At 65.2% G+C, this 21,433-nt stretch carries 19 protein-coding genes and 1 tRNA gene; 3 read left to right on the top strand and 17 right to left on the bottom strand.

Features of this window, described 5'->3' with window-relative positions; genetic code table 11:
• Positions 1-47 precede the first annotated feature (47 nt).
• Positions 48-1,640 (top strand): hypothetical protein, encoded by a 1,593-nt coding sequence (locus tag LK535_RS14345; RefSeq protein WP_227772610.1) that lies wholly within the window; start codon positions 48-50, stop codon positions 1,638-1,640.
• Here LK535_RS14345 and LK535_RS14340 read toward each other — a convergent pair.
• The 9 genes from LK535_RS14340 to LK535_RS14300 all read right to left on the bottom strand — a co-directional run bounded on the left by LK535_RS14340 (position 1,615) and on the right by LK535_RS14300 (position 12,755).
• Positions 1,615-2,625 carry a glycosyltransferase family 2 protein gene (locus LK535_RS14340; RefSeq protein WP_227772609.1) on the bottom strand — a complete coding sequence of 337 codons (1,011 nt, stop codon included), beginning with the start codon at positions 2,623-2,625 and terminating at the stop codon, positions 1,615-1,617. The genes LK535_RS14345 and LK535_RS14340 overlap by 26 nt on opposite strands.
• The gene (locus tag LK535_RS14335) at positions 2,622-3,575 is read right to left on the bottom strand and encodes an NAD-dependent epimerase/dehydratase family protein (protein WP_227772608.1); all 954 of its coding nucleotides are present in this window, start codon (positions 3,573-3,575) and stop codon (positions 2,622-2,624) included. Before LK535_RS14335 ends, LK535_RS14340 begins: the two co-directional genes overlap by 4 nt.
• A gap of 8 nt (positions 3,576-3,583) precedes the next feature.
• Positions 3,584-4,807, bottom strand: a complete 1,224-nt coding sequence (locus LK535_RS14330) for a class I SAM-dependent methyltransferase (protein ID WP_227772607.1) — start codon at positions 4,805-4,807, stop codon at positions 3,584-3,586.
• Between the two features lie 26 nt (positions 4,808-4,833).
• Positions 4,834-6,054: a DegT/DnrJ/EryC1/StrS family aminotransferase gene (locus LK535_RS14325; protein ID WP_227772606.1), complete on the bottom strand. Its 1,221-nt coding sequence runs from the start codon at positions 6,052-6,054 to the stop codon at positions 4,834-4,836.
• A complete protein-coding gene (gene rfbG / locus LK535_RS14320; RefSeq protein WP_227772605.1) occupies positions 6,045-7,205 on the bottom strand; it encodes a CDP-glucose 4,6-dehydratase in 1,161 nt (386 codons plus the stop codon). The genes LK535_RS14325 and rfbG overlap by 10 nt, the downstream gene beginning before the upstream one ends.
• Positions 7,198-8,013, bottom strand: a complete 816-nt coding sequence (rfbF, locus tag LK535_RS14315) for a glucose-1-phosphate cytidylyltransferase (protein ID WP_227772604.1) — start codon at positions 8,011-8,013, stop codon at positions 7,198-7,200. The genes rfbG and rfbF overlap by 8 nt, the downstream gene beginning before the upstream one ends.
• A 236-nt stretch (positions 8,014-8,249) precedes the next feature.
• Positions 8,250-9,431: a glycosyltransferase gene (locus tag LK535_RS16950; protein WP_227772603.1), complete on the bottom strand. Its 1,182-nt coding sequence runs from the start codon at positions 9,429-9,431 to the stop codon at positions 8,250-8,252.
• A 106-nt stretch (positions 9,432-9,537) separates the two neighbouring features.
• Positions 9,538-12,027, bottom strand: a complete 2,490-nt coding sequence (locus tag LK535_RS14305; protein WP_227772602.1) for an ABC transporter permease — start codon at positions 12,025-12,027, stop codon at positions 9,538-9,540.
• Positions 12,024-12,755, bottom strand: coding sequence for an ABC transporter ATP-binding protein (locus LK535_RS14300; protein ID WP_227772601.1), 732 nt, complete (start codon positions 12,753-12,755; stop codon positions 12,024-12,026). The genes LK535_RS14305 and LK535_RS14300 overlap by 4 nt, the downstream gene beginning before the upstream one ends.
• Positions 12,756-12,811: 56 nt before the next feature.
• On the opposite strand from LK535_RS14300, the gene LK535_RS14295 reads away from it, so the two are divergent.
• Positions 12,812-13,420, top strand: coding sequence for an arylesterase (locus LK535_RS14295; protein WP_415837149.1), 609 nt, complete (start codon positions 12,812-12,814; stop codon positions 13,418-13,420).
• Positions 13,421-13,461: 41 nt separating this feature from the next.
• Here the strand turns inward: LK535_RS14295 and LK535_RS14290 are convergent, their stop codons facing one another.
• The 6 genes from LK535_RS14290 to folK all read right to left on the bottom strand — a co-directional run bounded on the left by LK535_RS14290 (position 13,462) and on the right by folK (position 18,347).
• Complete coding sequence (locus LK535_RS14290) at positions 13,462-13,740, bottom strand: DUF3861 domain-containing protein (RefSeq protein ID WP_227772600.1); 279 nt, start codon at positions 13,738-13,740, stop codon at positions 13,462-13,464.
• A gap of 54 nt (positions 13,741-13,794) precedes the next feature.
• Positions 13,795-16,011, bottom strand: coding sequence for an aldehyde oxidoreductase molybdenum-binding subunit PaoC (paoC, locus tag LK535_RS14285; protein WP_227772599.1), 2,217 nt, complete (start codon positions 16,009-16,011; stop codon positions 13,795-13,797).
• 4 nt (positions 16,012-16,015) lie between these two features.
• On the bottom strand, positions 16,016-16,966 hold the full coding sequence (locus LK535_RS14280) for an FAD binding domain-containing protein (protein WP_227772598.1): 951 nt from the start codon (positions 16,964-16,966) through the stop codon (positions 16,016-16,018).
• Positions 16,963-17,601, bottom strand: coding sequence for an aldehyde dehydrogenase iron-sulfur subunit PaoA (gene paoA / locus LK535_RS14275; protein ID WP_227772597.1), 639 nt, complete (start codon positions 17,599-17,601; stop codon positions 16,963-16,965). Before paoA ends, LK535_RS14280 begins: the two co-directional genes overlap by 4 nt.
• Positions 17,602-17,777: 176 nt before the next feature.
• A tRNA-Lys gene (locus LK535_RS14270) sits at positions 17,778-17,853 on the bottom strand.
• On the bottom strand, positions 17,844-18,347 hold the full coding sequence (folK, locus tag LK535_RS14265; protein WP_227772596.1) for a 2-amino-4-hydroxy-6-hydroxymethyldihydropteridine diphosphokinase: 504 nt from the start codon (positions 18,345-18,347) through the stop codon (positions 17,844-17,846). The genes LK535_RS14270 and folK overlap by 10 nt, the downstream gene beginning before the upstream one ends.
• 23 nt (positions 18,348-18,370) lie before the next feature.
• Here folK and LK535_RS14260 point away from each other — a divergent pair, with 23 nt between their 5' ends.
• Entirely contained in the window at positions 18,371-19,030 is a 660-nt protein-coding gene (locus tag LK535_RS14260; RefSeq protein WP_227772595.1) for a uracil-DNA glycosylase, read from the top strand.
• Positions 19,031-19,089: 59 nt separating this feature from the next.
• Here the strand turns inward: LK535_RS14260 and coaBC are convergent, their stop codons facing one another.
• Positions 19,090-20,325: a bifunctional phosphopantothenoylcysteine decarboxylase/phosphopantothenate--cysteine ligase CoaBC gene (gene coaBC, locus LK535_RS14255; RefSeq protein ID WP_227772594.1), complete on the bottom strand. Its 1,236-nt coding sequence runs from the start codon at positions 20,323-20,325 to the stop codon at positions 19,090-19,092.
• Positions 20,322-21,431 carry a hypothetical protein gene (locus LK535_RS14250; protein WP_227772593.1) on the bottom strand — a complete coding sequence of 370 codons (1,110 nt, stop codon included), beginning with the start codon at positions 21,429-21,431 and terminating at the stop codon, positions 20,322-20,324. Before LK535_RS14250 ends, coaBC begins: the two co-directional genes overlap by 4 nt.
• Between the last annotated feature and the right edge of the window lie 2 nt (positions 21,432-21,433).

Here is a 21,433-nt window from a genome sequence, read left to right as displayed (position 1 = left end):
CGGGATGTTTGTATCTACACCATGGGGCAAGTTCAGGAGCTCTACACATGCAGGACGCGCCGATCATCGTTGCGGAAAGCCCGCGGCCCAGCGTGAGCGAGCAAAGGGTCCGGTTCATCACGGTGATGATCGCTTGCGGCGCGCTGTTGCTGGTCATCGCGCGCGTTCTGACCTTTCCGCTGAAGCGCGACGAGCAATTCTACATCATGGGCGGGGTGCTTTTCTCTCCGGGCATGTACGAGAACTTCGGCTTCAGCCACCTGCCGAACCTGCCGTTGCTGTTCAGCATCGTCTTCGATGCGCTTGGTACCACCCATTACGTGCTGGTTGCCCGCCTGATCATTGCGGTCGGCTGGATCGCGGCAACGCTTGCTGCGTGGCGTATCGGGCGGGACATTGCCGGCAGCACGTCGGCCGCAGCGATCATCATGGCGGCGCTACTGTTCAACCCCGTGTTTCTTGACCAGACAGGGATGGCGGCCACCAACAATTTCCTCCCGGTTCCGCTGATCCTGTGGGGATTGTGGGCGTTTGTCCGGTTGGTCGACGAGGGCGGCCAGCCCAAGCTGGCGTTCCTGACCGGCCTGCTGCTTGCGACGGCGGCCGGGATGAAGGCCAATTACGCCGTGGTCATCGCCCCGATGGGCGCGGCCGCTCTGTTGATGCCGGCTCAGCTTCCCTGGCGCCAACGGCTGGTGCGGTTCGCGCTGCCGATGGCGGTGGGAGCCATCATTGGATTGCTGCCGACCCTGTATTTTCTGGCGCAGGATCCCGCGAGTTTCTTCGTTCACACCGTCAGCTTCCATCGAGGGCCACAGCTTGGCTTCTGGTCCCAAATCTCACGCGAAGCTGTGCCGGCGATCACGCCACGCGCCAAGTTCATCGTGGCAAGCGGTGTCTGGCTGGGCGGTGCCTCGCTCGTCCTGATCGCGGTCTTGATCTACTCGGCCGTGCAGGCGCGGCTGTTGCGATCACGCGACGGGATCCTCGCGACTCTGCTGGCCATGCTGTTCCTGGCAGCCGCAATCTCCTTTGTGCCGACGCCCGCGTTCAGCCAATATTATACGCTGCCGATCCCGTTCCTGCTGATGGTATTCGCCGTGACGGTACGCCGGATGAGCGCGGCGGAGCGGGCATTGGCCGCGCCGGTGTTCTGGTCTGCCGCAGGTGCAATCACGCTGGCGGGAATTCCGGTGACACTGCCCTCGCTATTGGACGGGGTTCGTCCGCAGCGCTGGACCGGAATTGCGGTCCATCGCGAGGCGGAGAAGATCGCGGCTCTGGTGCAAGGACCAGGCCCAATCGCCACCGCCGGGCCGTTGCATGTGGCGGAGGGCGGTGGCAGCGTCTATCCGCAGCTGGCGCTCGGGCCGTTCGTCCTGCGTGCCATGGAGTTCGTGCCGGCAAACGAGCGCGCCTATTTCCGTCACCCGGAATCACGAGCGGCCATGGACGAGGTGTTCCGGCAGGCGAGACCGGCCGCGGTCCTGACCGGATTCGACGCAACGCTTGATCCTGGACTGGCGGCGTTTGCGATCAAGACCGGTTACCGGGCGGTCGCCCTGCCACCGCGCCGATCTGGCCGCGAGGATCGCGACGGAAGCGTCCTCTATGTCAGGCCGGGCGGCGCTGCTCGGTAGAAGCGGGGCGCAGCGGTACGACTTCCGGATCAAGCGACAGCGGCCCCGCACCATTGAGTTGAACCTCGACGATGGGCGCGGGCCGCCCTTTGATCTCCAGGAACATGCGGCCGAGATATTCGCCGATGATGCCGAGGAAAACGGCGTTCAGCGTGATACCGAGCAGCAACAGAATGGTGGTGGTCGCAAAACCTGCCGGCCATTGCTGCCCGAACAACAGGCGGCCGGCGAGGTAGCCGACCATCAGCAGAATGGTAGCGACGCCGACAGCGATGCCGACGCCCGACGCCATCCGGAGCGGCACCAGCGAATGGTTGAGCAGGCCATCCATGGCGAGCGCGACCATCTTGCGCATCGGGAACTTGCTGTGACCCGCAGTGCGAGCGACGCGATCATAAGCGAAGCCGACCTGGGAGAATCCCATCGAACTGATCATGCCGCGAAGATAGGGGCTGGTGTCCCGAACGGAGCGGAGTTCGGCCAGGATCCGTGCATCGACGAGCCGGAATTCTCCGGCGTCGATGGGGAGATCATCGTCGCTCAACGCGCTCAACCCGCGATAGAACAGGCGGCGCGCGGCGGCGACTGGCGCGGGATCCGCCAAAGAGCGCCGGATGCCGTAAACCACCTGATGCCCCTGGCGCCAAAGCGCCAGCATCTGCGGGATATGCTCGGGCGAATCCTGAAGATCGCAATCGATCTGTACTGAGCAGGCGCCGCGCGCGTTCTGATATGCGACCAGCAGCGATCGCTGGTAACCGTAGTTGCGTGCGAAGCGGATCACCCGCACGCGGGGATCCCGGCTGGCGAGATCACGCAAGATCGGAAACGTGCGATCCGTGGAATGATTGTCCGTGAAAATGATCTCGCACGCGTAATCAGGCAGCTGATCGAACACAGTGGTGATCGCGTTATACGCCTTCTCGGCGTTCTCCTCCTCGTTGAAGGCAGGAACGAGGACGGAAACAAGCGTGGCTTCGGTCATGCCGCTACCTTTTCGTTGCGCAGCGCATCGACCGTGCGCCGCAGCCCGGCTTCCAGAGAATAGCAGGCGCGCCAGCCCAGGGTGGCGAGCGCGCGGGCAGTGTCACCGAGCACCACTTGGGGCGCCATGTCCGCGCCCCATCCACCGCGATCATCGGCGATGCGGATGAGTTGAGGGTCGGATCCGCAGCAGCGGGCGACGATCTCGGCAGCTTCGGCCATGGTGGGGGCAATGCCGGTGGAGAGATTGACCAGGCCGGCAGCGGGATGATCCGAGCGAGCCGTGGCTATGAGCCCGCTTACCACATCCTCAACGAAGATGAGGTCACGGCGTTGTTCGGGAAACCGGATGAACGCAGGCTCGCCCGCGAGACACCGCTCGATCAGCCACGGGATCAGGAACGTGGTGGCCTGATGCGGGCCATAGGTGAGGGCCAGCCGTGCGGTCCGCACGGGAAAAGGCAAATGGCGCCCGATCGCGGTCGCGAGTTGGGATGCCGCCACCATCGTGCCGGCGTAAGCGCTCTTCGGCCGTTCACGCTGGCTTTCCCGCGACGGGATCGGCCCGTCGCCATATTCCGCCAATGTGCCCGCGCGCACGAACGCGCGCGGCGGGGCAGGAAGGGCGGCGGCGGCCGACAACAGGCCGAGCAGTACATCGAGATCCCGAACAACGGTAAGCCGATCATTGGCAAGATCAGGAGTCGGCGTGCGGCCGGTGGAGGTGGCGAGATGGTAGACGATCGTCGGTGATATCTCTGCCAGCTTCTGACGAACGGCGGCATGATCGGACAGGTCGAGCCGGTGGACCGTGGTGCCGGGAACCAGCCGATGAATGGCGGTGCCCGGGCGGACGAGCGCGTGTACGGACGCGCCCTCCGCCACGTGGCGGGCCGCAAGCGCGCTGCCGATGAAGCCCGCCGCGCCGGTGATGGCGATCCGGTCCACCATGGCCGGCGCTACGACACGAGAACGGGCTCGGGCAGCGGCACCAGGAACCGGCCACCACGTGCCGCAAAACCCGATTGCTGCGCTCGGATTTCATCGAAGAAATTCCATGCGAGCACCATCAGTACGTCAGGCTGCTCGGTCTCGATTGCCTCCGGAGAGCGCACCGGGATCTTCATGCCAGGCGAGTAGAGACCCTGTTTCAGCGGATTGCGATCAACCAGGAAGTCGAGATCTTCAGCGCCGATGTTGTAGTAATTAAGAAGCGTATTCCCTTTGGCCGGGGCGCCATAGCCAGCGACCTTCATCCCCTGAGCGCGCAGGTCACCGAGCATGGTCGTCAGACGGCGGCCGATGTCGGCAACGCGATCGGCAAACGCGTCATAGGTGGCTGCGACCAGCATACCGCCGGCTTCCTCCTCCTGCAGCATGTCGGCCACTGCCGGAGTAGGCGTGCTGGTGCCGCTGCGCTGCAGGAACACGCGCATCGATCCGCCGTGAACGGGGAGGCGCGTAACGTCCACCACTTCCAGATCGAAGAAAGCCCCAAGTTTCTGGATCGAGAGCAGGCTGAACTCGGAGACATGCTCCTGATAGATCGTGTCGAACTCGTTGCGCTCCAGCAGTTCCTTCGCCCAAGGCACTTCGATCACGAACGTACCGTCTGCGGCGAGCAGATCGGCGACACCCGACATGAAGCTGTGGAGATCACCGATGTGATTGAAGGTGTTGGTGGTAACGATCACCTTCGCCTGGCCAGTGTTCGACACCATTTCCGTGGCCGTTTCCGGACCGAAATAGGCGACGTGCACCTGCACACCGCGCGAGGCCGCAATCTCCGCAAGGTTGGCGGCGGGATCGACGCCCAGCGTCTTGCAGCCCAAGGCGTTGCACGCCTGTAGCAGCAATCCGTCATTGGCGCCGATGTCCACGATAAGGCCGTCGCCGGCGCGCTCCGACAGAACCTTCGCCAAGCCGCCGAAGTGGGTGTGCATCGTGTCGGCGCCCGAGGGCACGTAGAGATAGTGGCGGAAGAAATCCGCCGGGATCTGGTCCGCCACCTGGATCAGGCCGCAGTGGAGGCAGGCCTGGGTGTTGAGCGCGAAGCTGGGTTGATGGTCACCCAACTCGCTTTCGCGCACGAACATGTTGGCGGGCGGATGGTCGCCCATCGGCAGGAACAGATAGGGCTGCGGCGCAAGGCAGGCACGGCAGGTGTTGAGGCGGTCAGTCATGAAAGGTCCCCCCGTTCTTGTAGATGTCAGGCAATCTTGAGCTCAGGCGCGGCCCGGTTCGGCAGCTGGCTGGCGAATTCCTCGAAGCAGCTGTGGATGTAGTCGATCTCGGCGTCCGTCAGGCCGTGGTGGCAGGCGAGCAGGATGCCGCCGCGCATCACGCCATCCGCCACGGGATAGCCGCCTTCCGCGGTGCGGACCTCGACGTTCATCATCGCCGGCTGGCGCAGGATGTTGCCGGTGAACACTACGCGGGTCTGGATGTTGCGCTCCTCCAGGAAGATCTGAAGCGTGCGGCGGTCGAACGGTGCGTCTTCCCGGATCGTGAGCGCAAGCGCGAGCCAGCCGGTGCGCGCCTCGGGCAATTGCTCGGGAAGAATGAACCAGTCGGCGTAACGCTCGAAGAAGGCGCGGTGCCGGGCGAAGTTGCGTTCGCGAAGGGCGATGTTGTGATCGAGTTTGTCGAGTTGGACGAGGCCGAAAGCGGCGCCCACCTCCGAAGGCTCCAGGTTGTAGCCGAGCTCCTCGAACACGAACTTCGCGTCGTAAGGGATGCCCTGCAGCGACACGTCGAAGCGACGGGCGATGCTTTCCGAATCCACGAATAGCGAGGAGGAGCGGCCCCACGAGCGGAGCAGCCGGGCGCGATCCGCCAGCGCATCATCGTTGACGCAGAGCATGCCGCCGTTGCCGGCCGCGTTGATGACATGGCTGCCGTAGAAGCTGGTGGTGCTGATGTCGGAACGGGTGCCGGTGCTCGTGCCCCGCAGTGTCGCGCCGAGCGTGTCGGCGCTATCCTCGATCACCACCAGATTGTGGCGTTTGGCGATCGCGTGCAGCTTGTCCCAGTCCGGCAGGTTGCCGATGAGCGACGGGACCATCATCGCCCGGGTGCGCTCGGTGATCAGCTCCTCGATCTGATCTTCGTTGATGTTGTACGTGCCTTCACGCACATCGACGAAGACCGGGACCAGGCCTGCGCGGATGATCGGCGCGACCGTGGTGACGAACGTCAGCACCGGAGTGATCACTTCGCTGCCCGGCGGGAGCTTCAGCAGTTCCACGGCCAGGTAATTGGCCGAGGAGCCGGAGTTCACCATGATGCCGTGCTTTTTCTCGAAGAGCGCGGCAACGCGGGATTCCATCTGCCGGACACGCGCGCCCATCTGCGTGGAGCTGCGCAGCACCTCGACGACGGCGGCAATCTCCGCCTCGCCGTGTACTGTCTGACCGTAGTTCACGCGCATGCCGCAATCTCCGTGGATGATTCCAGAAAAGGATGGGGGACGGGGCGCACGAGGCCCGTGTCCCGGGTGTAAAGATCGATCTGTCGCTGGGTGTAGGCGCGCATGTCGGTGCCGCCGCGAAGATAGGCCTTGTACCAATCGACCGTCAGCGAAACCGCGGCTTCGAAAGACAGGCGCGGTTGCCAGCCAAGGACGGTCCGCGCCTTGGTGCTGTCGAGGCGCAACACGCCGGCCTCGTGTGGCGCGGCGACCTCCTGGCCATAGCGAATGTCCGGAGCGCCGGCGCCCCAGCAGTCCACAAAGGTCCGTGCAAACGTGCCGACGTCGACAGCCTCCGCGGGATCAGGGCCGAAGTTCCAGGCACCTCCGGCGGATCGATCGCCTTCCAGCAGCGCGGTCGCGACCTGAAGGTAGCCGGCCAAGGGTTCCAGCACGTGCTGCCAGGGCCTGATCGCCAGCGGATTGCGGATGGTGAGCGGCAAGCCGGTGCTCGCCGCCCGGACAATGTCCGGCACCAGCCGGTCGACGGACCAGTCTCCGCCTCCGAACACATTACCGGCGCGTACGGTGGCGACCAGCGGCGCACCCGGCCCGCTGAAGTAAGAGCGGCGAAATGCGTCCGCGACCAGCTCCGCGCATCCCTTGGACGCACTATAGGGATCGGCCCCGCCCATGGGATCGCATTCGCGATAGCCCCAGGTCCATTCCCGATTGTCGTAGCATTTGTCGCTGGTGACGATGACGATCGCGCGGAGCGACGGCATCCGACGTGCCGCGTCCATGATCGCCGCCGTGCCCATGACGTTCGTCTGGAAGGTGCCGAGCGGGTCTGTGTAGGACGGGCGGACTAGGGATTGTGCCGCAAGGTGGAAAATGACCTCGGCATCAACGCCGGCGAGTGCCGGGACGAGCGCTGCCGGATCGCCGATGTCGGCGATGCGGTGATCCAGCAATTCCCCGACCCGGGCCGCTTCGAACAAGCTGGGTGCGCCGTCGCACGGGGGGAGCGCGACGGCGCAGATGTCGGCGCCCAGTCGCCGGAGCCAGAGCGCCAGCCAACCGCCCTTGAAGCCGGTGTGACCCGTCAGCAAGACCTTGCGGCCGGAAAGCGCCTGACCCGCCCGGTGGTCGGCGGCCGTTGCCTCACGCATTGGCTGCGATCCGCCCCGTCACCGAACCAGCGCTTTGATCGAGGGGGCTCAACCACGGCGCTTGCCCGGACACACATAGTCCCGAGAGATGATCCCGATCGCGCACCGTATCCATCGGGTGCCAGAAACCGTGGTGGCGATAGGCGAACAGCTCGCCATCCTCCGCCAGGCGAGACAAGGGGCCCTGCTCAAGCGGCTCGGCATCGCCGGACAGATAATCCAGCACCTCCGGCTCGAAGACGAAAAACCCGCCGTTGATCCAGGTTTCGTGCTTCACGACCTTTTCGGTGAACTCCGAGACGCGATCGCCGGTGAGTTCGAGGTTGCCGAAGCGGGCCGGCGGCTGAACCGCCGTAACCGTGGCCAGCCCGCCGTGACTGCGGTGAAAGTGCAGGAGCGCGTCAATGTCGATGTCGCCGACGCCGTCCGAATATGTGCAGAAGAAGGGTTCGTCCCCAATCCAGTCCCGCAGTCGAAGCAGGCGCCCGCCAGTCATGGTGGTCTCGCCCGTGTCGACCACGGACACGTTCCAATCCATCGTTTGGCTGGAACGCAGCGCGATGGCGCCATTGTTCACATCAATCGTGAAGTCGTTGGCCATGAAATGAAGATCATGGAAGAACTTCTTCATGATCATCGCCTTGTATCCGCAGGCAACGACAAAATCGTGGAAGCCGGCACGGGCGTAAATGTCCATGACATGAAGGATGATCGGTCGGCCGGCGACCTCGACCATCGGCTTGGGGATCCGGGTCGTTTCTTCCGCAAGGCGCGAGCCGAGCCCGCCCGCAAGCAACACCGTTTTCATGGCCTGGGCCTCCACTGCCAACGGTGTTAGATTAGCCGCGGCGAGGGAGGCTGCGCATGGGGGCACTCGGGTAGCGCACTAACCCGTGCGGATAGGCCCTTCGGAGCGCCCTCCCAACCCCATTTGGAACCAGTGCGGGCGACGATTTGTGGGCGCGCAGACACATGGAACGCGCAAGCCGCGCGAGGTTTCCCTGGCTGGTTTTTTCAAAACCGATTTCGTCCGTGGACAGCCGATCAGGCGAGTGCCGCAACCTCTTGCGGACAGGCCTGCTCGGCCGTCGGCACCAGTTCATCATAGATGGCCATCACCGCGGCTGCATGACGGTGCGCACCGAAATGATCGAGCGCATGAGCGCGGGCGGCAATCGCCAGCCGGCGATATTCTCGATCGTCGGACAGCAGGCGAAGCGCGGCCCGGGCCATTGCGGCGGGATCGTCCAGCGGCACGAGCGGGCCCAGCCTACCGTCGCACAGCGCCTCTATATTGCCGCCCGAGCGGGTCGCGACGACCGGGGTGCCTACCAGCATGGATTCGATCAGAGTTCGTCCGAAGGGTTCGTGCTTGGCTGGCACCATCAACAGGTCGCACCCTGCGATCCAGCCCGCGCCGGGATAGCGGTAGCCCATCAGACGAATAGCATTCGCCACCCCGAGCCGTTCCGCGTGGGCCATCAGCTCCGCTTCGCTGATGTCCAGCGGGGTCCCGAACAGCAGCCCGAAAACTGGGCGATCGGGATCCAGATCGCGCAGTGCGGCAATCATTTCGACGAATTGGAAGGGCCGCTTGCGCGCGATCATGACGCCGAAGAACCCAAGGAATCGGGTGTCAGGAGAGCAGCCCAATTCCGCCACAAGAGCGGCCCGCTGCGCCGATCGATCGACCTGTACCTCCGTGTCAAAGGGGCTGTGGATCACTTGCGTCCGGACCTTTCGGGTATCCAAACCACCCAGCGCGAATGCCGAGACGGAGACAATGGCATCGGCAATGCGTGGCGCAACGAGGCGCAAGCCGCGAGCATCGGGGCCGCTGCGGTGGTGCCAGACGAGGCGGGCTCCGGCGAGTTTTGCCGGAGCGGCCCAGATGGCGTGAGTTCGTCCATCATTGGTGTGGACTATGTCGGCCCCGACCTGACGAATCATGTCGGTGCAGGCACGCGAGGCACGGGCGATCGCAACGGCGTCGCGAAGGCCGGCTCTTTCACCGTGCCGAAGGGAAGGAAGAAAACTCGCGTGTCGCACCGGCACGTCTGCCGTCCACATCAGGCGAGCAATCTCGCCGTCCTCCTGCTGAACGATCACGACGGGTTCGAAGCGTTCGCGATCCAGGTTGCGCAACAGGCCGTGCACGGAGATGTGGCTCCCGCCAATCGCGTCCCCGCAAAAGGGGAAACAGATCCTCGTCCGTCGCCGTGCCACGTTTGCCCCTCAGCCTGTGCCCGATCCTGCTCTACTCCACGGCGGCGCGGTGACTTCGGGCGAATAGGAGTTACGCAATAGTCGGCGTCACGTGCGCGGAGGAAGATCAGCCTGACCGCAGCCCCGATGCCGGTGTCGCGCGCAAGGCAGGCAAGCTGCTCGCCACGCCGATGCCAAGCGTGGTCACGATTGATGCAGCCAATGTGCCGGCAATTGCCAGCCAATCCGGCGCCCAGTGCAGTTCAAGGACAGCGGTGACGACGTACCAGCCAGCTAGGGTCCCAAGCAGAAACGCGACCATCGCGAGGAGGAAGGCGAGAAGGGCATATTCGATCGCTTGTCCTGCGAGAAGCTGTCGGCGGCTACCGCCCAGGAGCTTCAGGACGACCGTGTCGTAGCGCCGCGCCTGGCCGGATGCCGTGACCGCGCCGACGAGCACCACGATTCCGGCGGCCACCGTTACAGCGGCGGCCGCCCGGATCGCCAGCGCGATACGGCCCAGCAATTCGCTGACCTGACCGATCACATCGCCGGTGCGAAGCATGGTGACGGACGGAAGTGCCTCGGCAACGCCTGTGGCGACGGCACCGTCGCGCGTGGCCGGCGCGTAGACGCTGGCCAGCAGGCTGTGCGGCGCTTCCTCGATGTAGCCCGGCGAGAAGATCAGGGCGAAGTTCAGACCAAGCCCCTGCCAGTCAACCTTGCGCAGTGCGGCGATCCGTGCCGGGATCTCGACGCCAAGCACCGCAACGGTGACAGAGTCACCAACCTTCAGCCCGAGGAGTTCGGCGGCGCGATCCTCCAGCGAGATCAACGGCGGACCCCGATAGTCGGCGGGCCACCACTTACCGTCCACCACTTCGTTGCGAGGCGGCACGGTTGCCGACCAGGTGATGGTGCGATCGCCCCGCAGGATCCATGCGCCCTCTGGCAGTGTCTTCATGTCTGACACGCGTTGACCCTTCAGCGCGACGATCGAGCCGCGCAGCGATGGAACCGCCTCGATCGTGGCCGTAGGAGCGGCCCGACGCACGGCGGAACGGAAGGTCGGTTCGTCCTCGGGCTGAACATCGATGGCGAAGAAGCGTGGCGCCTTGGCAGGAGCGGTGCTTGCCAACTCGTTGGACAGGCTCGTGTTGATCGCCGCCAGCGCCACGAACAGCGAGAAGCCGAGCCCGAGTGCGACTACCAGGCGATCGGTCTGAGCACCGGGACGATGAAGGTTCGTGAGCGCCAGGCGCATAAGCGGCCGGCGCGGACGGGGGAGGCGCGCAAGGAGCCAGCGCAGCCCGACCCCCAGCAGCCAGAGCAGCACCACCAGCGCGCCTGTTGCCGCGACGAAGCCGAGAGCGATCGCGCGATCGCTGGCGGTCAGGACGGCCAACGCGACCAGCGCTGCGAGGAGGATCGCCATCGCCAGCAACACGGCCATGGTCGGGCGGCGCGCCACCGAGACCTTGTCGCGCAGCAGGCTCGCAGCAGGAATAGCGCGGGCACGGGCCAGCGCCGGAAGGGAGAAGAGAAGCGCAACCAGCAGGCTGAGGCCGGCCGCGACCAGCAGCGGTGCGGGGTAAAACGAAAGCTGCGGCGGGATCGGCAGGGCGCTGCCCGCCAACGTCCCGACGATCCACGGCACGGCGGCACCGAGGGCGAGGCCTGCGGCTATGCCGATGCCAGCGACCAGGCCGATCTGGAGCAGGAACACGGCGGCGATCGTGCCCGAACGCGCGCCCAGCACCTTGAGGGTCGCGATCATTCGCCCCTTCCGCTCAAGATAGGCGCTGACGCCGCTGCCGATGCCGATACCCGCGATGGCCAATGCGGCAAGACCGACGAGAAGAAGGAATTGTCCTAGCTGGTCGATGCTGCGCTTGACGTTGCCGGCGGCGTCCTGCGGCGTTCGCGCGGCCCAGCCGGCGCTGGGATAGCGCCGGACGAGGGCCTCGCCGGTTCGGTCCGGATCGAGGCCCGGCCGCAGCAGAATGCGGGTGCGGCTTTGATAAAGGCTGCCCGGTTGGATCACTTGAGTGGCGTCCAGTCCTGCCATGTCGACAAGCGCCGTAGGCCCGAAGCTGAAGCCAAGGGTGTCGGGCTCCGTTGCGATCACGCCCATGATCCGCATCCAGGAAGCGCCGATGCGTACCTGATCGCCGACCTTCAGGTTCAACCGTTCGGCAAGCGCCGGAGCGATCGCGATATTTCGTCCGTACGGGCGGGTTGCAAGAGCGCCGGGAAGAAGCTCCAGCCGCCCGATCAACGGCCAGCGTTCGTCGACGGCGCGCAGGTTGATCAGCGTCGATGCGCCGCCAGCCCGTGCCTGCGCCATGGTGTTGACTGCAACGCTTTCGGATGTGCGGCCATAACTGGCGAAGGCCGCGCTTTCCTCAACGGTCGGCCGCCGCTGTGACACGCGCAGTTCCAGATCGCCGCCCAGCAAGCGGCGGCTCTGCGCGTCCAGGGCAGCGGTGATGGATGATGAAAGACTACCGATCCCCGCCAGCGCCGCCGTGCCGAGAAACAGACAGACGAGCAGAAGCCACAGGCCGCGCCCGCCCGCGCGCAAATCACGAACGGCAAGCCGCCACGCGTTCGTCATGCCGGGCGGCTATCCCTGACGATCTGCCCGTCAGCCAGGGAGATCACCCGGCTGCACCGCTCGGCAAGGGCGGGATCGTGGGTGATTACGAACAGCGTGGCGCCGGTTTGCGTGTGACGGTCGAACAGCAAGTCCATGATGGCTGCCCCCGTCGTGCCGTCGAGATTGCCGGTCGGCTCGTCAGCGAACAGGAGCGGCGGGCGCGGCGCGAGCGCGCGTGCGATGGCGACGCGTTGCTGCTCGCCTCCGGAAAGCTGCGCGGGATAATGAGTGAGGCGATGGCTGAGGCCAACCGCGTCAAGTTCTGCCTGCGCGGTGGCAAAGGCGTCGGGCTGGCCGGCGAGTTCCAGCGGCACTGCCACATTTTCCAGCGCGGTCATGGTGGGAAGCAAGTGAAACGCCTGCAGGATGATCCCGATGCGACCGCGACGCGCAACCGCCAGTTGGTCTTCGTTCAGCCGGTCAAAGTCGAGGCCGGCGACGCGCACGCTCCCGCCGCTCGGCCGCTCCATGCCGGACAGCAGAGCCATCAGCGACGACTTGCCGGATCCCGATGGGCCGAGCAGCGCCACGCTGTCACCTGACCGAACCGAAAGATTGATCCCGCGAAGGATTTCAGTGCGGGCGGGCGCACGACCCAACGCCAGCGTCAGATTGCGCGCTTCGATGACGATGCTATCGCCGTTGGCGGGGGAGGGGGCTGGCGAAGGAGAAGCGGATGCTGTCACATACGCGCGGATACAGGGCGATCGGGGTGGCTGTCCAACTGCTGCTTGCCTCTTTCCTGCTGGGGGCTATTCCTGCCGCGGCGCAAACGCCGGCCAGCAAGCAGGCTCCGCTGGTTTGGGCATTCGGCGATAGCCTGACCGCTGGATACGGCCTGCCGCCCGCTCAAGGCTTTCCGGTGCAGCTGCAGGCCACGCTGCGCCGTTCGGGCGTCGCTGCCACCGTGCGGAACGGCGGCATCGCCGGCGACACCTCCGCTCAGGGGCGGGCGCGGCTTGCCTGGGGGCTTCGCGGGCTTGGTCGCAAGCCGGATCTGGTGATCGTGGAACTTGGCGCGAACGACATGCTGCGAGGCATGCCGCCAAGCGCCACGGAGAAGAACCTGGACCTGATCCTACGCGAACTGAAGCGGCGCGATATCCCGGTGCTGTTCGTCGGCATGCGGGCCGCGCCGAACCTGGGCGCCACCTATCGACGGGCATTCGAAACCCTTTATCCGCGGCTGGCGCAACGCCACCGGGTGCCGCTCTATCCCTTCTTCCTGGAGGGAGTGGCAGGCAATCAGGCGTTGTTCCAAGCGGATGGCCGCCACCCTAATGCGCGTGGGGTCGAGATCATCGTGAAGCGGATCCTGCCCGCGGCTCGGAATGCTCTGCGGAAAGGGTGAAGCCGCTCCCGCCTTCTCCGAAGCGCAGCAGCGCCGCGGCATCAGGTGCCGGGCGTAGACTTCAGGGCCTTCATGAAGTGCGCTATCGCTGGCTGAAGCTCAGCGAATAGCGGATGCTTGCGATGCCGCAGCATGGTTTCGGCGAAGAGTTTGAGGCCAATGGCGAAGCTCGCAGCCTCGTCGTCCGGAACGATGTTCTTGCTGCGGATCCGGTCGGTGATGGCGAAGAGCTCATCGTGATTGCTTGTTTCGAAGACAAGCGGTCCGCCGGTGTTTTCTTCGCCGATCGCTTCCACGGTCACGCGATAATGATGTGCCATCGGGATTGTGCCCTCGCGAAATGCGCTGCCGGAGTGACCCGGAAAAAACGGTGATCAGGCGACGTCGGGGAGTCGATCCAGGTATTTGTCCAGGGTGATCGGATAGTCGCGCACCCGAACCCCGGTGGCATTGTAGATCGCGTTGGCAACCGCCGCGCCCACGCCGCAAAGCCCCAGCTCCCCGACCCCCTTTGCCTTCATCGGATTGGCCCGTTCATCTGCTTCATCAAGGAAGATCACCTCCTGATGCGGGATATCGGCATGAACGGGCACTTCGTAGCTGGCGAGATCATGATTGACGAAGAAGCCGAAGCGTTTGTCGACAGCCAGTTCCTCCATCAGGGCGGAACCCACCCCCATGGTCATCGCGCCGATCACCTGGCTGCGTGCCGCCTTGGGATTGAGGATCCGCCCGGCTGCGCAGACTGCCAGCATCCGCCGAATGCGCGTCACGCCGGTATAGGCGTTCACGCCGACTTCCACGAAGTGCGCGCCGAAGGTGGAAAGCTGCCATTCCTGGCCAAGCTTCCCGAATTCGATATGATCCTCGGCGACCAGATCGCCGGCAGCCGCAGCGTCCCGAAGCGATGCAGAGCGATTGCCGCTTGTGACCTGACCTGCTTCGAACACCGCGTCGGCCGAGTTGAAGCCGAGCCGCTGCGCCACCTGGTCACGCAGCTTCACACAGGCGGCATAGACGCCCGCAGTGGAGTTGGCGGCGCCCCACTGGCCGCCTGAGCCGGCCGATGCCGGGAAGGCAGAATCGCCGAGCTTCACCACCACCATTTCAGCCGGCACGCCCAGCATCTCGCCCGCGGTCTGGGCGATGATGGTGTAGCTGCCCGTGCCGATGTCGGTCATGTCGGTTTCGACCGTGACCGTGCCGTCGCGTCCCAGGCGGACCCGCGCCGCGGATTTGGTGTTGAGGTGGTTACGAAAGGCTGCCGCAACACCCATGCCGACCAGCCAGTGCCCGTCGCGGACCTGCGCCGGCGTCGCGTTGCGCTTGCTCCAGCCGAAGCGTTCGGCCCCGTCACGAAGGCAGCGGACCAGCTGACGCTGAGAGAAGCGACGCTTCGGGTTCTCGGGATCGACTTGCGTGTCGTTCTTGATGCGGAACTCGATGGGATCCATGCCAAGCTTATCGGCCATTTCGTCCATCGCGATTTCGAGAGCCATCATGCCCGGTGCCTCACCCGGCGCGCGCATGGCATTTCCCTCCGGCAGATCCAGCACTGCCAGGCGCATCGCCATCATCCGGTTGGGGCCGGCGTAAAGCAGCTTCGTCTGCTGAACTGCAGTTTCCGGACCGCCATCCGGCAGATCGCCCGAGCCGCTTTCATGAGCGATGGCGGTGATGGTGCCATCCTTACCCGCGCCAATGCGGATACGCTGGTGCGTGGCCGGACGATGGGTCGTGTTGTTGGTGATGAAGGGGCGGGGAAGGGCAACCTTGACCGGCCGCTTGGCAGCCTTAGCGCCCAGTGCCGCCATGATCGCATCCGCGCGGACGAACAGCTTCCCGCCGAACCCGCCACCGACATAGGGGGAGATCAGGCGCACCTTCTCCAACGGCATGTTCAGCGTGAGGGCCACGTCACGCCGGCTCCAGGCGATCATCTGGTTGGACGTCCATAGCGTCAGCTCGTCGCCGTTCCAGGAGGCAATGGAAGCGTGCGGCTCCATCATCGCATGGGTGTGATCCGGCGTCCGATATTCCGCATCGAGCTTTACCGGGGCAGCGGCAAAGGCCTCCTCGAACTTGCCGACCCGGTCGATTGGTGGCGCGCTGCTGTTTGGCCCGCCCGATCCACCCACCAGTGGGGCGACCTTCAGTTCCTCCGTCAGATCGTAGCGACCGCTGGCACGAGCATAATCGACGCGCACGAGGGACGCGGCAGCGCGCGCCTGCTCGAATGTCTCCGCGACCACCAATGCGACGGCCTGATGGTAGTGATCTACCTCCGGCCCGGCGAGCAGCTTGGCGGTGTTGTTCTTGCCCTTGCCCAATGCGCCTGCATCGGCGGCGGTGACGATGGCGATCACGCCGGGAGCCGCCTTCGCCGCCGCTGTGTCGATACGGGTGATCCGCCCCTTTGCCACGCTCGACCCGACGATGTAGCCGTAAGCGACGTCCGCGATATCCTTGTGCTCATAGGCATAAGGAGCCAGGCCGCTTGTTTTCAGTGGGCCGTCGATACGGTCATGCGATTGGCCGACCACCTTCATACGGTCGATCGGGTTGATGCCCTCGGCGGTTTCAAACTTCATGAGCTTAGGCCTTGGCTTGGGCGATGACGGACGCCAGCGCGCGGGTGGCGAGCGGGAGCTTGAAGGCGTTGTCGGGGGTAGGGGTCGCGCCTCGAAACGCGCGGGCGGTGACGGCAGCGGCGCCGTTGGGCAGCAATGCCTCAGCCTCGGGCACCCGCCATGGCTTCGGCGCCACGCCGCCAAAAGCGACCCGGCCGGTTCCGTCTGGCTGGATAACGGCCGCTACCGAGACCAGCGCGAATGCGTACGAAGCGCGATCCCGGACCTTCTCGTAGAAATGCTTGCCACCGGGGGGCGGGGGCAGGACGACATGGGTGATGAGCTCCCCCGTTGCCAGAACTGTATCCTGCTCGGGCTTTTCACCCCACAAGCGGTGAAAATCGGCGATCGGGATCGACCGGCGCTTGCCCTTGCCATCGATCGTTTCGATCACGGCATCAAGGACTCGCAACGCGACCGGCATGTCGCCCGGGAACGTGGCAATGCATTTGTCCGAGACGCCGATCACCGCCAACTGGCGCGAATAGCCGCCAATGGCCGCGCAACCGGTGTTGGGCTTGCGCTTGTTGCACGGCATATTGGTGTCGTAGAAATAGGGACAGCGGGTACGCTGAAGCAGGTTTCCGGCCGTTGATGCCTTGTTGCGGAGCTGTCCGCTGGCGCCGGCAACGATGGCGCGGGCCAATACGGCATAGTCGCGCCGCACGCGTTGATCAGATGCCAGCTGCGTGTTGGTGACGAGAGCGCCGATCCGCAGGCCGCCGTCGCTGGTCTGCTCGATCCTGTCGAGGTCCAGATCCTGTACGTCCACCAGGTGAGTAGGCGTCTCCACCTCGATCTTCATCAGATCGAGCAAGTTGGTGCCGCCGGCGATGAACTTTGCGCCGGGTCTGCTCGCAACGATGCGGGCTGCGGCCGCGGCATCCGTCGCACGTTCGTAGGTGAAGGGCCTCATGCCTTGGCCCCCGCCACTTCAGCCATGGCGTCGGCGATGTTCGAATAGGCGCCGCAGCGGCATATGTTGCCGCTCATCCGCTCGCGCAATTCCAGCGAAGTGAAACCCGGCGTGGCCGCGATATCCGCCTGCACGTGGCTGGGTATGCCGGCCTTGATCTCCTCCAGTACGGCGACTGCCGAGCAGATCTGGCCAGGCGTGCAATAGCCGCATTGATAGCCATCATGCTTCACAAAGGCGGCCTGCATCGGGTGCAGCCGCTCCGGCGTGCCCAGGCCCTCGATCGTGGTGATCGAGTCCCCTTCATGCATCACCGCAAGACTGAGGCAGGCGTTGATACGCTGGCCATCGACAAGGACCGTGCAGGCACCGCATTGGCCATGATCGCAGCCCTTCTTCGTGCCCGTGAGTTGCAGGTGCTCACGCAATGCGTCCAGCAAGGTCGTGCGCGTATCCACCGATAGGGAATGCTGTTGACCATTGACGGTGAAGCTGACGGACATCATCGGCGGCTCCGTTGCTGTAATGGCGGGCCGGGTAGCGCCCCGCGCTGGCGTGTTGGCGACCGCCACCGTTGCCATGCTCCCGGCGAGCAGCCCGCGGCGCGACACTCCGGGCTCGAGAAAGTCCGACATGGACTGCACTTCCTTCTAAACTGGCGACTGGCGGCACAGCGGCAGACGAAAATAAGCCGGCCGAGCGGCACAACGCGCAAGATGGCAGTTGGAGCCAAGCCTGCTCGTCCCCGCGCCCCAACGGGCGTGGATGAGCGGTCAGCGAGTGGATTGCCGAGATCAATCTACGGGATCGCTGGTGGGTCCGCCGGGGCTCGAACCCGGGACCTCTCGATTAAAAGTCGCTTGCTCTACCGACTGAGCTACGGACCCGCACCAGCGACGACGCGCCTAGGCACAGACCGGCGGCGGGTCAACCGGGCATGCAACTGAACCATGGTGAGGCCAGTCACGGGATCGCGCCATGCCGGCGCTAGCCGGACGAGTGGTGCAAGCACGAAATCGCGCGTGCGGAAGGCGGGGTGAGGAACCTTGAGATCCGGTTGGTCGACCTTGCCGCCGGACCACAGGATGATGTCCAAGTCGATTACCCGTGCGCCCCACCGCCGGCCGCGACGGCGGCCAAACTGCCGCTCGATAGCCTTCAGCGCGCGCAGGAGGTTGGCTGGTGACAGTGACGTGCTGACAATGGCGGCCGTGTTCGCGAAACGGCGAATGGACGGCCCTACGGGGGCACTGGTGATGATCGGGGCGACCGACACGACGCCGGGGAGGGCGCGAATCGCCGCAGCGACTTCGGCGGCGGGCGCACCATGGCGCCCCCTCCGATTTGATCCCAACGCCACGACATAGGTTGAGCGCATCATGCCTAGCGGCCTATCGGGCGCGGATGAACTTTGCACCTTCTCCGTTGCCGGCGAGCGAACCGCCGCGCGACTGCCCGCTATGTCCGCGCCTCGTGGGGTTTCGTCACGCGCTCCAGGCCGAATATCCCGAATGGTGGAATGCGCCGATCCCGGCATTCGGCGATCCGAACGCCTGGCTCGTGATCGTGGGTCTGGCCCCGGGCAAACATGGTGCGAACCGTACCGGCCGGCCCTTCACGGGTGATTACGCGGGCGAGTTGCTGTACGCGACGCTGGCCAAGTTCGGTCTGAGCGAGGGGCAGTTCGAGGCGCGGCCAGACGACGGGCTGCAATTGCGGGGCGCAATGCTGGTCAACGCCGTCCGCTGCCTTCCGCCGGCCAACAAGCCGACGCCGGAGGAGATACGCACCTGCCGTCCGTTCCTTGAAGCGCCGCTTTCGGCCTTGCCCAATGCGTCCGTGTTCATCGCCCTGGGCCAGATCGCGCACCAATCGGCGGTCAAGGCGCTCGGCGGCAAGTTGCCGAAGGCGAAGTTCGGCCATTTGGCAGAGCATCGAATGCCGGACGGCCGCATATTGATCGATAGCTACCATTGTTCGCGGTACAACCAGAACACGGGCCGGCTTACCGCCGCCATGTTCGAGGCGGTGTTTGAACGCGCCTTGGCGTCCCGGGAGGCCTAGCGCGAGAGAGCGCCGGCAGGAGGCGCCGGAAAGGGGAGGAGCCCTTTGCCAGATATGCCTCAGCCTGGTTGCACAGGGTCCTGCAGCGTCGCAGCGATCCGATCCGCGAGCCGCCTGGCGACATTTGCCTTTGGCATATGTTCCCAGGTCTCGACGCCGCCGGCGGACACCAGATGAACGGTATTGGTGTCGCCGCCCATCACGTCGCCGGACACGTCATTCGCGATGATCCAGTCCGCGCCCTTGCGGGCAAGCTTGTCCCGGGCGTGAGTAACGACATGCTCGGTCTCGGCCGCGAAGCCGACCAGAAGCCGCGGCCGATTGGGGGAGTGACCCAACGTCGCGAGGATGTCGGGATTTTCGACGAGTTGAAGGGAGGGAATGCCGCCAGCTGCCTTTTTCAGCTTCTGCTCGGCGGCACCCTCGGCTCTCCAATCAGCAACTGCGGCCACCATGATCGCCGCGTCAGCCGGCAACGCCCGATCTACCGCAGCGGCCATCTCCCGCGCGGTTTCGACGTCGATCCGCGTTACGCCAGCCGGGGTGGCGAGCGCGACCGGCCCGGCGACCAGCGACACGCGGGCACCGAGAGACGCAAGCGCTTCCGCTACTGCAAATCCCTGCTTTCCCGAGGAGCGATTGGCGATGTACCGGACCGGATCGATCGGCTCATGCGTCGGCCCCGCGGTGACCAGAATATGCTTGTCGACAAGCGGACGATGCCCGGTGCCAAGAGCCTGCGGCGCCGAGCCTCCCGGTCCGTTCGCCAGGAGCAATTCAATGCGTGTTATAATGGCGGTAGGCTCGGGCAAGCGCCCCGGGCCGAACTCGCCGCAGGCCATAGCGCCTTCGTCCGGCTCCATCACGGTGATGCCATCCGCACGCAGCTGACTCACGTTGCGCTGGGTCGCGGGATGCAGCCACATGCGTACGTTCATCGCGGGCGCGGCCAGCACGGGTTTGTCAGTCGCCAGTAGCAATGTGGTCGCAAGATCATTTGCCAAACCTGCTGCCATGCGCGCCAGCAGGTCTGCGGTTGCCGGCGCGACAACGATCAGATCGGCCTGTCGGCTGAGCTGGATGTGGCCCATTTCGGCCTCATCCTTCAGGTCCCAAAGCGTGGTGTGTACTTCCTCTTCGGACAGGGCGGCCAGCGTCATGGCAGTCACGAAGTGGCTGCCGCCCTCCGTCAGGACGCAGCGGACGCCGTGCCCTGCCTTGCGCAAGAGGCGCACGATTTCGCATGCTTTATATGCGGCGATGCCACCGCCGACGATCAGAAGAACCCGGCTCATGCTGCCGTTCTTGTCACGGTGATGCGCCGTCTGTCGAGCGCCGCCCGGGAAAGATCGCGCAGTGCGTCGGGGAGGAACACCATCCCGACCGGCACGATGGGAGCGATCAGGAAAGCCCATTGGACCTTGTCCGAGGCCCCCAGGAACGACATCAGCAGCAATTGAGCGGCGATGGTCGCGAGTGCCCGTGTGGCGAGCGGGTCTCGCCACGCGGACCAGCCTGCGATGGAGAGCGTCACGACAAGGGCGCCGATCGCCGCCGGGATCAACGACCAAGCCGTGGCGGCGACGATGGCATGAATCGCAAAGCCGAAGCCCGCCGCACCGGCCCATGCCGGCGAAGGCTGGTCCAACGGCCCGACGATCCCGGCAACTGCCTGTGCATGGAAGGCGACAACGACCGCGAAGATGACCAGCAAGGCCGCCCAGCCAGTTGCCTCCCGTCGCTGCCCCTCCAGCAGGGCAAGGATCATCATGATGATCGCGTATAGTGCGGCCGTTTCCCGGATCAGCGCCGCTGAAAGCCCAAGCGCAGCGGCGGTGACCCAATGGCCCGGCCTCCGAGAGACCAGAGAAAGGGCGATGATCAGCCCCGCCCAAAGATCATGCGTGGCCACCAGTTGGCCGAGGATCGCGCTTGCCACTCCGGTAGCAGCGAGCAGAACCGCGACGATGCGGACGCGCCGAGCCGGCAGCGCCGCCCGAAGCCTGTTCCACCAGCCAAACAGCGTCAGCACGGCAAGCACGTAAAGGATCAGGGCAGATGTGACCTGGCCCAGGTGTGCCTGAGCCACGGACAGGGTCGGCAGGCGAATGGCGAAGAACGGGTGCATGGGCGCGCCGGCGGAGCGAAGCGCCTGCGCCGCGGCGGAATAATAGTCGGCGCCGTGACGAATGTCTTCGACGATCCCGTCGTACAGGATTTCGGTGGGCTGATCCGCTGAGCCAGCACTCACCGCTGCCGACCCGGGGTTGCCCGGGGAGGCAAGCGACACGAGTAACAGCAGCGCCAGAACGGCAAGCAGCCAGCGGGCATGGAGGCGTGAACGCCCGGCATAACGCGACGGTGTCGCCAGCCAGAGCGGCCGGGCGGCAGCTCTAGTCATGG

The sequence above is a fragment of the Sphingomonas sp. IC4-52 genome (genome assembly GCF_020707225.1).
GTDB lineage: Bacteria > Pseudomonadota > Alphaproteobacteria > Sphingomonadales > Sphingomonadaceae > Sphingomonas.
The sequence above is the reverse complement of the archived record's forward strand: the minus strand, read 5'-3'. Positions and strand labels throughout refer to the sequence as shown.